Annotated in this window: 9 protein-coding genes and 1 pseudogene; 4 read left to right on the forward strand and 6 right to left on the reverse strand. The window is 63.2% G+C overall.

Going from position 1 to position 13,831, the window contains the following annotated elements:
* Window positions 1–91: 91 nt before the first annotated feature.
* From P9273_RS23565 to P9273_RS23585, 5 genes and pseudogenes are all read right to left on the reverse strand, one after another.
* Window positions 92–544: a response regulator gene (locus tag P9273_RS23565; protein WP_278050905.1), complete on the reverse strand. Its 453-nt coding sequence runs from the start codon at window positions 542–544 to the stop codon at window positions 92–94.
* Window positions 541–3,258: a PAS domain S-box protein gene (locus tag P9273_RS23570; RefSeq protein ID WP_278050906.1), complete on the reverse strand. Its 2,718-nt coding sequence runs from the start codon at window positions 3,256–3,258 to the stop codon at window positions 541–543. Before P9273_RS23570 ends, P9273_RS23565 begins: the two co-directional genes overlap by 4 nt.
* Entirely contained in the window at window positions 3,259–3,495 is a 237-nt protein-coding gene (locus P9273_RS23575) for a hypothetical protein (protein WP_278050907.1), read from the reverse strand.
* Window positions 3,496–3,752: 257 nt separating this feature from the next.
* Window positions 3,753–6,869 carry an efflux RND transporter permease subunit gene (locus P9273_RS23580; RefSeq protein ID WP_278050908.1) on the reverse strand — a complete coding sequence of 1,039 codons (3,117 nt, stop codon included), beginning with the start codon at window positions 6,867–6,869 and terminating at the stop codon, window positions 3,753–3,755.
* A gap of 2 nt (window positions 6,870–6,871) precedes the next feature.
* Window positions 6,872–7,998, reverse strand: a pseudogene (locus P9273_RS23585) (efflux RND transporter periplasmic adaptor subunit).
* A gap of 85 nt (window positions 7,999–8,083) precedes the next feature.
* On the opposite strand from P9273_RS23585, the gene P9273_RS23590 reads away from it, so the two are divergent.
* The 4 genes from P9273_RS23590 to P9273_RS23605 all read left to right on the forward strand — a co-directional run bounded on the left by P9273_RS23590 (window position 8,084) and on the right by P9273_RS23605 (window position 11,442).
* Window positions 8,084–8,689, forward strand: a complete 606-nt coding sequence (locus P9273_RS23590; protein WP_278050909.1) for a TetR/AcrR family transcriptional regulator — start codon at window positions 8,084–8,086, stop codon at window positions 8,687–8,689.
* Window positions 8,686–9,177 carry a PaaI family thioesterase gene (locus P9273_RS23595; RefSeq protein ID WP_278050910.1) on the forward strand — a complete coding sequence of 164 codons (492 nt, stop codon included), beginning with the start codon at window positions 8,686–8,688 and terminating at the stop codon, window positions 9,175–9,177. The genes P9273_RS23590 and P9273_RS23595 overlap by 4 nt, the downstream gene beginning before the upstream one ends.
* 106 nt (window positions 9,178–9,283) lie before the next feature.
* Entirely contained in the window at window positions 9,284–10,582 is a 1,299-nt protein-coding gene (fabF, locus tag P9273_RS23600; RefSeq protein WP_278050911.1) for a beta-ketoacyl-ACP synthase II, read from the forward strand.
* A gap of 44 nt (window positions 10,583–10,626) precedes the next feature.
* The gene (locus P9273_RS23605; RefSeq protein ID WP_278050912.1) at window positions 10,627–11,442 is read left to right on the forward strand and encodes an oxidoreductase; all 816 of its coding nucleotides are present in this window, start codon (window positions 10,627–10,629) and stop codon (window positions 11,440–11,442) included.
* A gap of 228 nt (window positions 11,443–11,670) precedes the next feature.
* Here the strand turns inward: P9273_RS23605 and P9273_RS23610 are convergent, their stop codons facing one another.
* A complete protein-coding gene (locus P9273_RS23610; protein ID WP_278050913.1) occupies window positions 11,671–13,599 on the reverse strand; it encodes an LTA synthase family protein in 1,929 nt (642 codons plus the stop codon).
* Window positions 13,600–13,831: the final 232 nt, after the last annotated feature.

The following is a 13,831-nucleotide window of genomic DNA, read 5'->3' on the forward strand; positions in this document are numbered from 1 at the left end:
GGAGTGGTGGTGGCGGAATGGAACCGCCACGGCCCTTTGGAGATTGCAATCCGCGCCTCGGGACCAATCATCCTCACCCGCTGGGTTCGGTTCAATTGCCGTTGCCTCTTAGCGCGGCTTGGACGGCCGCCAGCAACGAAGCCGGAGAGTAAGGTTTAACCAGCCATCCCACGGGTTCCGCAGCCGCTGCGCGAGTGCGCACATGCTGGTCCGAATGAGCGGTAGCAAAGACCGAACGCAACCCGTAAGTCTTGAACAACTCAGTGGCGGCCTCCACGCCGTCCATCGCGCCGGCAAGCCGCATGTCCATAATGACCAAGTCCAGCCGGTCCGCCGCTGCAACGTTTAAGGCTTCCTCGCCCGAACCGACGACCACCACCTCGAAGCCGGCGCCGGCCAGGGTGCTTTCTATCTCGAGCGAGATGAGGAAATCGTCCTCGACCACCAATATACGGGGTGACGGAGCTGCACCGATCGGCTCGGCCGCGCGAACGGGGTTCGGGGGCGCCGGTGGGCGATTGGACGAGGTGGCAAATTCAGTCATCGAACATTATCCGGCAGCTTTGAGGGATGTCGACGCGGTGAAAAACGGACGCTGCACCGTGTCTTTGGTCTCGCAGTGACGGTGAACTCACCATGCAATTGCCGCGCTAGGCCTTGCACCAACTTCAAGCCCGACGAACGGTCGCGAACCGCTGCGATGTCGAAGCCCGGGCCGCCATCTTCTACAAAGGCTTCGAAGCCCTCGCCATCGCGCCTCAGGCCGGCCAGAATCAGGCCGGATCCATCCTGGTTCCCGTATTTGATTGCATTGGTCAGAAGCTCGTTGAGGATGAGCGCCAAGGGCATGGCGACGTCATTGGAAAGTTCCGCGTCGTCGGTCTCGTACTCGATGCGGACTTGGTTGGGAGATGTCTGTCGTATCGTGTCGCAAACGGCGCGGAAGAAATCCCGCGCGTTGAACTCGGTGGAATTGACCGTGCCGTATAGCACCTGTTGGGCGGCTGCCATTGCTGCCACCTTGGTGCTCGCCTCGCGAAGGATCTGCCGCGCTTCGACGTTGGCGGTCCTGTTGCCGGCCAGGTTAAGCAGCGATTGCAGCATGTGCATGTTGTTCTTCACGCGATGGTTCAGCTCGTTGAACAGCAGGCGCTGCTGGGTCTCAGCCTGCTTTCGTTCGCTGACATCGACGAGCATATTGATGCCGCCGACAACTTTGCCAGCCTCGTCGCGGAGCGGCGTCGGATATGGGATGAAAGGAACGCGCACGCCGTCTGGACGCTCGGCGACGGCCTCCACGTTCCGAATCTCGCGCCCCTCCTTCAGAGCTATCGCCATCGGACATTGATCATGCGGCAGAGGCGTGCCGTCTGGCCAAAACAACTTCCAGGTGACGCACCATTTGTCCTTGCCGATCTGCGGAACGCGCCCGGACAGTTCGACGGCAGCCTCGTTGAAGAAGGTTATCGTGCCCTCGGCATCCGTCGTGTAGATCGCCGCCGGAATGGCCGCCAGCAGATCCCTCAACTGCCGTTCGCTGGCACGCAGTTTGGCTTCGGCCGCCTTGCGGTCGGTGATATCGCGGGCGATTTTAGAAGCGCCAATTATCCTGCCTTGACTGTCACGTATCGGAGAAATGGTCAGCGAGATGTCGATAAGGCTACCATCCTTGCGGCGACGCAGGGTTTCGAAATGATCGACAAGCTCGCCACGGCGGATGCGGCCGATAATCTCCGGTTCTTCGCCAAGTCGGTCGTCCGGAATGATCATCGTTATATGCCTGCCGATCGCCTCTTCGGCGGTGTAGCCGAACAGGCGCTCCGCACTGGCGTTCCACGATTTGATGATGCCGTTCAGATCCTTGCTGACGATGGCGTCGTGGGAGGACTCCACGATGGCAACCAACTGGCTCGCGGCGCGCTCGGTCCTCTGCCGGGCAGTTTCGAGCCGGACCCGATCGACCGCGAAACCGAGCTGGCGCGCGACCGTCAGCCCGAACTGGATCTCGGAGTCCGAAAACGCGTGCGGGCGGTCGTAGTAGGTCATGAATTTGCCGAGCAACCGCATTCGCGCCGTGATGGGCATGAACGCAAGCGCCGCAATGCCTTCATTTTGCACGGTGGCCTTGAGAGTGGACGGTAATTCGCTTTGTGCGACATCCTCTATAGCGATCGGCTCAGGGTCCAACGCGTCTTGAGACCAGGGAGAATGTCCTTCCACCGCCTGCTTATAGGCGTCCGACAAACCCCGCGAGGCGGCAAATTTGATGACGCCGTGCTCATCGAAGAGAAGTATGGAGGCGCGATCGGCGTGCAGTGCCTGCACAATCGTGCTAAGCGCTATATCGTACACTTCCTCCAGATCCGCCGCTCGTTGGAGCCTGTCGGTGAACTCGTAGAGCGCTGCCTGCTGCTCCAAGTGCCGCACCAGGGCTGCCTCGGCTTCCTTCCGCGCCGTGATGTCTTGCTGCACCCGCACCGCATGCAGGAAGCGGCCGTTTGCGTCTCTCACACTCGATGACGTGACCGCGACCCAGATTCTTGCCCCATCCTTGCAGATGAAATGCTTCTCATGACGGTAGTTGTCGATCTCGCCTCGCACCTGGCGCTCGAATTGTCGCCGATCGGCATCGACATTTTCCGCCAGGGCCGGATCGAAAATCGATCTGCCGATCAGCTCGTCGGCTGAATAGCCGAGAAGACCGGCCAGATAGCCATTGACGCGCGCCAGTTCGCCTTTTTCATTGACTTCGGCGATGCCAATTCCGGCATGCTGATACGTAGCGGCGAGCCGCTGCTCTTGTTGTTTCATGATGTCGTCGGCTCGACGCCTGTCCGTGACGTCGTGAAAACAATTGATCGCCCCAACGACCCGCCCGTCATCGTCTTCAACCGGCTCGATGTGAACCATCGCCCAGATCGTCGAGCCGTCGGGCCGTTCCACTTCAGCTTCCACGCCTCTGATGGGAATGCCGGTTCGCAACACCGTAGCCATCGGGGTTTCATCGCGGCCGATCTCGCGACCGTCGAAATAGAGCTTGTGGGATCCGCAATAGAGTTCGCTATCAGACCCGACCAAGGGCGTCCTGCCCCACAGGTCAACAGCGCGCTTGTTGAACCACAAGACACGCCCCCGCGCGTCGCAAGCGTAAATCGCGATCGGCAGCTTTTCGATGATATCAGGAGCCGATTGAAGAACTGAGACCTCGTGCGGCAGAGGAATGAACCTCTCGGGGCCTCCGAAATTTCCGATACGCATTCACCCTTCCCGCTCAGCAGACCATCGGCCGCAACGCAGCCGAGCGTAGTTGGTTCCCAAGCGAGTTCGATTAAACATGCGATGCTCATTTTGCGGCGTCGGGCGATCGATCGAGCGAGAGCGATTGATTTCGCTTGCATGGATGGTCAGCCGAATAGTTAACGCGCGAAGCGGCGTCAGACCCGTGACCGATCCGTAGGACGTGGCCGGCTCATCCGTCTTCCAGACGATCGCCAACAAGTTCTCCAGGCTGCAGCTCACCAACTGACAGGGACGCGACGTCTTATGGTAGCCGATGCGGCGAAAGCGCTCCTCCGCCACCTCCAGAATGCGCGTGCGCACTTCATCGAGATCAGCTCGCGTTCCGATCTCTCCGCTGATCAGCCGGACATGCGGGCTTGGGGCCGGCGATCATCTGTGACGGGTAACACCGTCCCGCCCGCAAGACAGATCCTGCGGGCGGGAACCTGACCGTCTTCTTCGGCAACCGAGCGCTATTCCGCGGCCATTGCCAGTCGCAGTTCCCGTTTCGGCTCATGCGTCAAATCCTCAGGCGTCTCATCCGCCGTTGGCTTGATCCGGAACCAAGCGGTATAGAGAGCGGGGAGGAAGAGCAGGATCAGCACCGTGCCGACCGCCGTGCCGCCGATCAGCGTATAGGCCATCGATCCCCAGAAGACGGAGTGCGTGAGGGGGATGAAGGCCAGCACCGCGGCGAGCGCGGTCAGGATCACGGGCCTCGCGCGCTGCACGGTAGCCTCGATGACGGCGTGATAGTCATCCAGGCCGGCTGCCTGGTTTTCCTTGATCTGTTCGGTCAGGATCAGCGTGTTGCGCATCAGGATGCCGGCCAGTCCTATCAGGCCCAGAATGGCGTTGAAGCCAAAGGGCTGGTTGAAGGCAAGCAGCATGGGCACGACGCCGACGAGGCCAAGCGGCGCCGTCAGCACGACCATGAACATCGTCGAGAAGGATCGCACCTGCAGCATGATGACGATCAGCATGGCGGCGATCATGGCCGGGAAGATCTTGCCCAACGCGGTGTTGGCCTTCTCGGCCTCCTCGATCGATCCGCCCATTTCGATGCGATAGCCGGCGGGAAGGGATGCGATCAGCGGCTGAAGGGCTTTCATGACCTGTTTGGAGACCTCCGGCGGCTGAGTCGCTTCGTTGATGTCTGAGCGGATCGTGATGACGGGCGTCCGGTCACGCCGCTTCAGGATCGGCTCTTCCAGGCGGATTTCGGAATGGCCGATCTGGTCGAGCGGAATCTGCCGGCCGTCCCGGCTCATCAGCGAAAAATCCGCCAGGCGCGATGGATCCAGCCTTTCGCCGCCGGCGCTGCGCGCCACGATGGGGACATTGCGGATATCCTCGCGAACTTGCGTGACCGGAATACCGGTGAGGAGGAATTGCAACTGCTGGGCCGCCTCGGCCGACGACAGGCCGATGAGGTTCAGGCGATCCTGGTCCGCGACGAAGCGAAGCATGGGCGTGCGATTGCCCCAGTCGCGGTTGGCCTGCCGCACGTCCGGGACGCCCCGCATGATGTCGAGGGCCTTCTCGGAGATGCTGTAGAGCTGCGCGGGGTCGGGCCCCATGATCCGGAACTCGACCGGGAACGGTGTGTAGGGGCCGAACACGAGCTGCGTGACGCGGACATTGGCTTGCGGCGCGAGTCCCTGTGCCACCGCCTGCCGCAACCGATGCTTCAGCGCCTCGCGCGCCTCGGCGTTCGGGGTCAGCACGACGATCTTGGCGAAGGCCGGATCCGGCAACTCAGGCGCCATCGCGAAGAAGAAGCGCGGAGCGCCCTGACCGACATAGCTCGTGACGATCTTGGCTTCGGGCTGGCTGTCCAGCCAGCCCTCGAGCTTCTCGACCGTGGCGGTCGTCGTCTCGATGCTGGTGCCTTCCGGCAGGCGAAGCTCGACAAGCACTTCCGGGCGGTCGGATGTCGGGAAGAACTGCTGTTTGACGGCGCCCATGCCAACAACGGAAAGCGCGAAGGCGATGGCAACGATACCGGAGGTCACGAACTTGTGGCGCACGGCAAAGCTGATGAGCCGCCGCAGGCGCCGATAGTTCGGCGTGTCGTAGATCGCGTGGTGACCACCCTCGATTGGTTTGATCTCGGGCAGCATCTTGACGCCGAGATAGGGCGTGAAGACCACGGCGACGATCCAGGAGACGATGAGCGCGAATCCCACGACCCAGAAGATGTTGCCGGCATATTCGCCTGCCGTCGAGCGCGCGAAGCCTACCGGCAGGAAGCCGGCGATCGTCACCAGCGTTCCCGACAGCATCGGCGCCGCGGTGTGGCTCCAGGCATAGGCCGCCGCCCTGATGCGGTCCATGCCCTCTTCCATCTTCACCACCATCACCTCGATGGCGATGATGGCGTCGTCAACCAGAAGACCGAGCGCCAGGATGAGGGCGCCGAGCGTGATGCGGTCGAAGAACCGGCCGGTCTCCAGCATGATGAGAAACACGACGGCAAGCGTCAGGGGGACGGCGGCGGCCACGACGATGCCGACGCGCCAACCGAGGCTGACGAGGCTCACCAGCAGCACGACGCCCAGCGCCATCGCGAACTTCATCATGAACTCGTCGACTGCCGAGGTGATGTTGACGGCTTGGTCCGTCACCTTCTCGAGCGTCATCCCGAGCGGCAGCGTCTTTGCAATAGCCGCCGTCCTGTCCTCCAGCGCCTTGCCCAGCGCGAGACCATTCCAGCCCTCCTGCATAACGGCAGCGAGCATGATGGTGGGCTCGCTCTGGCGTCGGATGAGATAGGTGGGAGGATCCTCATAGCCGCGGCGGACCTCGGCGACATCGGAAAGCTTCAGCGTCCGCCCCGCGGCGGCGATCGGCGTATCGGCGATCGCCTGGACACTGTCATACGCACCATTGATCCTGACGAAAACCTGCGGCCCCTCAGTATCGATCGAGCCCGCCGGCGTGACGGTGTTTTGCCGCTGCAACGCTCCAACGATATCGCGTGCCGACACGCCGAGCGTTGCCAGCTTGGCGTAGGAGAACTCGACGAAAATCTGTTCTGGACGTTCGCCGAGTATGTTGATCTTCTTGACGCCGGGCACATGCAGGAGGTCCTGGCGGATCGCCTCGGCCTGCCTGGCCAGCTCGCGCATCGGCATGCCCTTGGCCTTGAGCGCATAGAGGGCGAAGCTCACATCCGAATATTCGTCGTTGACGAAGGGGCCGTAGACGCCGGACGGCAGGTTGCGCGCTTCATCCCCGAGCTTCTTGCGGGCTTGGTAGAACTCTTCCTGCACGGCGGATGGCGGCGTGCTGTCCTTCAGCGTGACCGTCATATACGCATAGCCCGGCCGCGTGGTCGTCTCCACCCGGTCGTACCAGGTCAGTTCCTGAAGGCGCTTCTCCAAGGGTTCAGCGACGAGGTCCTGCATCTCACGCGCCGTCGCGCCGGGCCAAGCCGTCGTGACCGTCAGGGTCTTGATGGTGAAGTTGGGGTCCTCAGCCCGTCCGAGCATGACGAAGGCGTAGGCGCCGGCGGCCACCAGCAGGAGGATGAAGAACAGGGTGACGGCGCGTTCGCGGACCGCGATCGCGGAAAGATTGAGGGTCATGGTCAGTTGTTCCCGCTCTCGGACGCAGTCCTGACCCGAGCGCCCTCCTGCAGGAGATGGGCGCCGAGCGAGACAACCCGATCGCTGGAGCTCAATCCGGAGATGACAGCGGATTCGCCGGTCACACGAACCAGCTTGACCGGTTGGAAATGCACGGTCGACGTGGCGTTGTCGAAGACCCAAACGCCGGTCTTCTTGCCGTCGTCGAGCACCGCTCCCAACGGCACCTGGACTTCCGGCTCGTTCGCCTGCGTTGTCAGCCGAATGGTTACCGTCGCGCCAAGCGGCGCTGCTGCCGCCTCGCCGTCAAGCACATAACGGGCCTCATAGGTGCGGGTCTGGGCATCGGCGGAGTCGGACAATTGCCGCAGATGTGCCGCATGGATCTGCTCATCACCCCCATATACGCTGGCGTCGGCCACCGAGCCGATCGCCGGCCGGATCGTTTCGGGAAGCGCGACCACCGCTTCGCGAGGGCCGGCCTGAGCGATCCGGACCACGGTCTGGCCGGCGGAGACCACCTGGCCCGGCTCGCCAAGCGTATCGACCACCGTTCCATCGGCGTCCGCCAGCAGGACGGCGTATGCCGCCTCATTCTCCGCGACCTTAGCTTCCGCCTCGGCGGCGGCGAGCTGGGCCGTGGCGGTGTCCAGCGCAGCCTTTGCCTGCTCGTAGCGCTGCCGGGGGACCCACCCATCTTTCAACAGATTGGCGTATCGCCGTTCATCCGGTTCCGTCTGAGCGACGATCGCACGCGCTGCAACGACGGATTGTGCTTTGCCGTGAGCGCGAGGCGAAGGTCGGTGTCGTCGATCCGCATCAGCGGCTGACCGGCTTTTACCTGCTGGCCGACATTGACAAGCCGTTCGAGGATCTTGCCGGGGACGCGGAAGCCGAGATTGCTCTCCACTCTGGCCCCTGTGATGCCCGTGAAGCTGCGTTCGGAACCGTTCACCCGCGCTGCCGTCGCTAGCCGGACGACGGGCTGTTCCTGCCTCGGGTCGCTTGCGGCGGAGGCCTCCTGCGCGGGATTGGCGAATGTGGCGAATGCCGTCACCCCTGACACCGCGATCGCCCCCGACCCTGCGATCAGGATCGCACCGACTATAATAACCGGTCTCTTTTTCATGCCCATCGCCTCACGTAAAAATAGATTGCGTTCGAACGCTATATCGGATATAGATTACGAATGCAATCTAAAAAAGGAGATAATGATGCGCGTGAGTCGCATTCAGGCCGCGGAGAACCGCGAAACGGTGATCAACGTGGCAAGCCGCCTTTTTCGAGAGCGCGGCTTCGACGGCATTGGCCTGAAGGATCTGATGCAGGGCGCCGGGCTGACCCAGGGCGCCTTTTATAAGCAATTCGCGTCGAAGGAGGATTTGGAGGCGCAGGCATCCAGGCGGGCGCTGGAGCACGCGTCCCGCCGGTGGTCGGCCGCGGCCGCGGCGAATCCCGAGGACCCGCTAGGCGCAGTGATCGACTTCTATCTCAGCACCGGACATCGCGAAGAACGGATGGACGGCTGCCCGGTCGTGGCGCTCGGCTCGGATGCCGCCAGGCAAGGCAGCGACGTCAAAGCGGCATTCGAAGCCGGGATCCGGCAATACCTCGAGCTGCTTGGCGGTTGGCTTGGCGATGCCCACGGCAAAGATGCGGGCGACAAGGCCATGGCCATTCTCTCGACCATGGTCGGCGCGGTCGTCCTTTCGCGCGCCGTCAATGACGAGCGGCTGTCGGAGCAGTTCCTGCAAGCGGCCGCCGAGACCGTGCGGATGGCATCGCGTACCGTGGATGTCCAGCCGGGGCCTCACCAATGACGCAGGTTTCTGTGACGGGCGCGCCAGGCGCGGCCGGTTCGATCGCCGAATTGGCGGGCTGGTCCGGGCTCGAACTCGTCGCGGGACTGGCGGACGGGAGCATCCGCCGGCCGCCGATGGCGGAGACGCTGCCTTTCACCTTGCTTGCCCCAGAGGAGGGCAAGGTCGAGCTTCTGGCCACGCCCGAACCGCGCTTTTGCAACCTGACGAATACCGTCCACGGCGGCTGGATCATGACGATGCTCGACACCGTTATGGCGCTTGCCGCCCAGACGACGCTTTCGCCGGGCGAAACCTGTCCCTCACATGAAACCACGGCCAAGTTCGTGCGTCCGATCTTCGTCGATTCCGGCGAAATGCGCGTCATCGGGCACGTCGTTTCGCGCGGCCGGACCATCATCACGTTAGAAGGCAGAATCGAGGACGCACAAGGCAAGCTCGACGCCCATGGGACGTCCACATGCTTGATCGTGCGTAGGCAGCCATAGGGCCGGCCCCCTCAGCGCGAACGGGCGAGCGGACATCCAATGTCCGTCCATGACCATGCAGCGCTTGGGGTCACCTCGCGGCAAAAGCAATTCGATAGGAGACTAAATGCGACGCATAGTCGTTACAGGCATGGGCGCGATCACGCCTCTGGCCGCAAATGTCGAAACATCGTGGTCGCGGCTTCTGGCCGGCCGCTCCGGCATCCGCAGGCTCACCGACGACGTGGTGGGAGATTTGCCCGCGAAGGTCGGCGGCGTGGTTCCTTCCCTGGAGGAAGACCCCGAAGCCGGCCTCGATGCGAATGCCTTCGTGGCCCCGAAGGATCAGCGCAGGATCGACCGCTTCATTCTCTTCGCGCTGGCCGCGGCAGAGGAGGCGCTCGCCCAGGCGCGATGGAAGCCTGCTTCGGAAAACGATCGGACCCGTACCGCGACGGTCATTGCCTCAGGCGTCGGCGGGTTCCCTGCCATCACCGAGGCGGTGCGAACCGTCGACCAGCGTGGCGTCCGGCGTCTTTCGCCGTTCACGGTGCCGTCTTTCCTGGTGAACCTCGCGGCCGGCCACATCTCGATCCGCTACGGCTTCAAGGGCCACATCGGCGCGCCGGTGACGGCGTGCGCCGCCGGCATCCAGGCGATCGGCGATGCGGCACGCATCATCCGCGCCGATGAAGCCGACATCGCCGTGTGCGGCGGCACTGAAGCCTGCATGAACACCGTCAGCCTGGGCGGCTTTGCGGCCGCACGCTCGCTTTCAACCTCCTTCAATCACCGGCCCGACCAGGCCTCGCGTCCGTTCGACGTCTCGCGCGACGGCTTCGTCATGGGCGAAGGCGCCGGCATCCTGGTCGTCGAGGAATTGACCCACGCGCTTCAGCGCGGCGCCAAACCGCTCGCCGAGATCGTCGGCTACGGCACGACGGCGGATGCGCATCATGTCACCTCCGGTCCCGAGGACGGAGATGGCGCTCGCCGCGCGATGGAGATCGCGATCGCCCAGGCCGGCATCTCACCACGCGAGATCCGCCATCTCAACGCCCACGCGACCTCCACGCCGGTGGGCGATCTGGGAGAAATCGAGGCGATCAAGACGGTCTTCGGCACGGATTTCTCGATCGCCGTCAGCGGAACGAAGTCGGCGACCGGACACCTGCTCGGCGCCGCCGGCGGGCTTGGCGCGATCTTCACGATCCTGGCGCTCAGGGATCAGGTGGCGCCGCCGACCCTTAATCTCAGCGCCCCCGATCCGGCAGGTGACGGGATCGACTTCGTGGCGAACCGGGCCCGACCCATGGAGATGGATTATGCGATCTGCAACGGCTTCGGCTTCGGAGGCGTCAACGCCAGCGCGCTGTTCCGGCGCTGGGACGGGCGCGGCACGAACGGTCGAGCCGCTGGTGACTAGCGCATCTCCTGCCTTTCCAATCCAACCCAAAGAAAGTGACCTCCATGAATAAGACCAGTCCTGGCGTCGCCATCGTCACAGGGGCATCCTCGGGTATCGGCTATGTGACAGCCAAGGCCCTGCAGAAGGCGGGCTTTCGCGTGTTCGGAACCAGCCGTCGCGCAGTCTCCAAGAAAACCGACGGCATCACCATGCTGACTTGCGACGTGACCGACGAGGCGTCCGTGGCGAAGCTGGTCGACCAAGTGCTGGCCGACGCCGGGCGCATCGACCTGCTCGTCAACAATGCCGGCATGGGCTTGCTCGGCGGCGCGGAGGAATCCTCGATTGAGCAGGCCCAGGCTCTGTTCGACGTGAACGTCTTCGGTGTCATCCGGATGGTCAATGCAGTGCTGCCGACGATGCGCCGTCAAGGAAAGGGCAGGATCGTGAATCTGAGCTCGGTGCAGGGGTTCATCCCGGCTCCCTATTTCGCGCTTTATTCGGCGACCAAACATGCCGTTGAAGGCTATTCGGAATCGCTCGACCACGAATTGCGACCGTTCGGAATTCGCGTCGCATTGGTCGAGCCGGCCTATACCCGCACATCGTTCGAAGACAATCTCGCCAGGCCGGACCAGTTGCTCGATATTTATGACGCGGCGCGCGCCGGCATGACCATAGCCGTGCGGAAGGCGATGGAAAAAGGCGATACGCCTGAAGTGGTGGCCAACACCGTTCTGGCGGCCGCCACCGATCCGAACCCGAAGCGGCGCTACGCGGCGGGAAAGATGGCGCGCCAGGTCAGCTTCCTGCGCCGTTTCGTGCCCGCATCCGCATTCGACAAGAGCCTGCGACAGCAACTCGGCCTGCCGGTCTGAAGTCGAAATCAAAGGCATCCCGAGACCGGCGGCAAGTCGCACACGACGAAATCGACTCCGGCAACTGGACGGTCACTGCTACATCGAGCCTGATTTAGGTCCGATCTGTGAGGATACGCGTTCCGAAGCTGCAATTCCCGGCTACGGACCAAATATCTATTCCGCCGCCATGGCCGCTTTTCGATCAATTCGGCGCGACGTCGACACGCGGCTTCAACCACCGCCCGCTCAACTCGTATGCGCAACGAGCTTGTTCACCGTCTCGGGGAAGAAGTCCGGCGCCGAGTGGCGCTTGCCGAACATCATGTCGAACTGGATGAAGCGGAAATCGTTGATCTTCGGATCGATCTGCTTCTGCCTCGCCCAGTCCGGCGTCGCTTCGCCCGCGGGCGACAGGAGCAGGTTGCGGTCGACCACCCGGTAATGCTCGCGCAGCGCGCCGAGGAAACCGGTGTAGTAGGGGTGGGTGATGCCGGCCGTGGTCAGTATATGGTAGGGCAGGAAGGCTGGGCTAACCGAGCCCAGGTTCTTCACCGGGCCGGACCGGTTCGACCAGATGATCAGCGGCGTGTCGTGATGCTCGATCGCTGCGTCGGCGCTCGGTTCCTTGCGCGGCGCGACATTGTCCTTGAGGAATCCGGTCTCGACATAGACGGGACCGAGCGGGGGCAGATGATCGCCGAAGAAGGCGATGACCGTCGGCCGCTGGCGCGCCTTAGCCCAGTCGATCAGCCGCTGCAGGCCGCGGTCGGCGTCGGCCGAGCCCTCGGCGTAGGAAAGCAGCGATTCCCGCGCCCAGGAACTGATCGGCGCGTCAACCGAATGCGTCGGGTTGGAGTAGCGGTAGGGCTCGTAAGGGCCGTGGTTCTGCAGGCTGACGGCGAACAGGAAAACCGGATCGTCGCTGGCGTCCGCCTCGCGGATGATCTCGTCGGTCATCGCCGCGTCGGAAGCCAGCGGCCCGCGCTTCTCCATCGGCGGCAGCGTCTCTTCCGAGCGGAAGTCGTTGAAGCCGAAATCGGCATAGACGGCGCCCCGGTTCCAGAACCAGTTGGTGCCGGGATGGATGGCGCGCGCCCGGTAGCCCTCGCTCTTCAGGAAGGTCGCCAGCGAGGGCGTCGGGGTGCGCACATATTGCTGGTAGGGAATCGAGCCGGCCGGCAGGAAGGCGTTGGAAAAGCCGGTCAGCGCCTCGAATTCGATATTGGCGGTCATGCCGCCGAATTCGGGCGAGAACATCGAGCCCGAGCGCAAGGCGCGCACTGTCGGGATCGGATCGGGCTTGATGCTGACGCCGGGCAGCTGCGTCGGATCCCAGAAGGATTCGCTCATCACCACGACGATATCCGGCTTCTCGTCCGGCACGGAAACGGCGACGTCGGGCCGCTGGATCGCGGCCATCGCCTTTTGCGAATAGCCGGGCGGCGCCGAGACATGCGCCATCGGTACGTTCATAGCGAAGGCCAGCGCAAAGCCGTTGGAGGCGTAGTTCTCCTTCTGGTCCCACATGATCGGGATGATCTGCAGCCGGTCGCGCGTCCACGAGAAGGTGGCGTAGTCCATGATCGAGACGAAGAAGGCGAGCAGCGGTACGGCAAGCGCCAACCGCGCCAGGCGACCCTTGCGGCTGAGGATCGGCACACGCCGGCGCCAGGTCCGCCAGCAATAGACGAGCAGCGTCAGGCCGCCGATGATGGCCGCGGCGAGCATGACGGCCGTCCACGGCCGCTCGCGCACCAGAAGCGGCATCAGCGCCACGATCTGGCGCGCAAACAGGAAATCCGTCGGATAGAGCGGGTCGCCGAGATAATGCGACTTCTGGTGGCCGACAAAGGCAAGCGCCAGCGTTAGCGGCGCCACGATCATCAGGCTTTGATGGCTGCGGCCCAGTATGGCATCGAGCCCGACCAGCACCAGCGCGAAGACGATGATGGTGGTCCAGCCCGGCTTGAAAGGCTGCAGGAAGAAATCGACGGTGCCGAAGAAATCGCCGCGCACGATCCATTCGATCGCGAATACCAGCAGGGCGGAGGCAAGAAGCGTCGCCAGGCCGTAACGTACGGTCGGCCAGGTTCGTCCGGGCAGATAGCCCGTGGACGGATCGTCTTCCAAAAAACCTGGCACGGGCTTGGCCGCGCCTTTTCTGATCCTTGCCACTCTGTTTCCCCCAGGCCCCACGCAACACGCCTTCCACGCCGTCACGCTTCTGTCATCGAAATGTCACGCAAAGCTAGCGCCTGTGCCGGAAATAAGAAGAGCCAGCAACCCAAACGTGAGCGGTTTTCATCAGGTGTGATCGCCAAAAGGCCTTTCGGAACAGGGAGTCAGCTGCCTTTTCCGGCTGAAATGAGGGTCGAAGCGGCGCCCGCGGGCTTGACTTGGCCGCCCG

Origin of the sequence: Mesorhizobium sp. WSM4935, from assembly GCF_029625735.1 — a bacterium.
Taxonomy (GTDB): Bacteria; Pseudomonadota; Alphaproteobacteria; order Rhizobiales; family Rhizobiaceae; genus Mesorhizobium.

What these genes read in the sequence shown, in the direction of transcription:
- P9273_RS23565 (WP_278050905.1), bottom strand. Translation starts at nt 544, where the DNA reads ATGACTGAATTTGCCACCTCGTCCAATCGCCCACCGGCGCCCCCGAAC.
- P9273_RS23570 (WP_278050906.1), bottom strand. Translation starts at nt 3,258, where the DNA reads ATGCGTATCGGAAATTTCGGAGGCCCCGAGAGGTTCATTCCTCTGCCG.
- P9273_RS23580 (WP_278050908.1), bottom strand. Translation starts at nt 6,869, where the DNA reads ATGACCCTCAATCTTTCCGCGATCGCGGTCCGCGAACGCGCCGTCACC.
- P9273_RS23590 (WP_278050909.1), top strand. Translation starts at nt 8,084, where the DNA reads ATGCGCGTGAGTCGCATTCAGGCCGCGGAGAACCGCGAAACGGTGATC.
- P9273_RS23595 (WP_278050910.1), top strand. Translation starts at nt 8,686, where the DNA reads ATGACGCAGGTTTCTGTGACGGGCGCGCCAGGCGCGGCCGGTTCGATC.
- fabF (WP_278050911.1), top strand. Translation starts at nt 9,284, where the DNA reads ATGCGACGCATAGTCGTTACAGGCATGGGCGCGATCACGCCTCTGGCC.
- P9273_RS23605 (WP_278050912.1), top strand. Translation starts at nt 10,627, where the DNA reads ATGAATAAGACCAGTCCTGGCGTCGCCATCGTCACAGGGGCATCCTCG.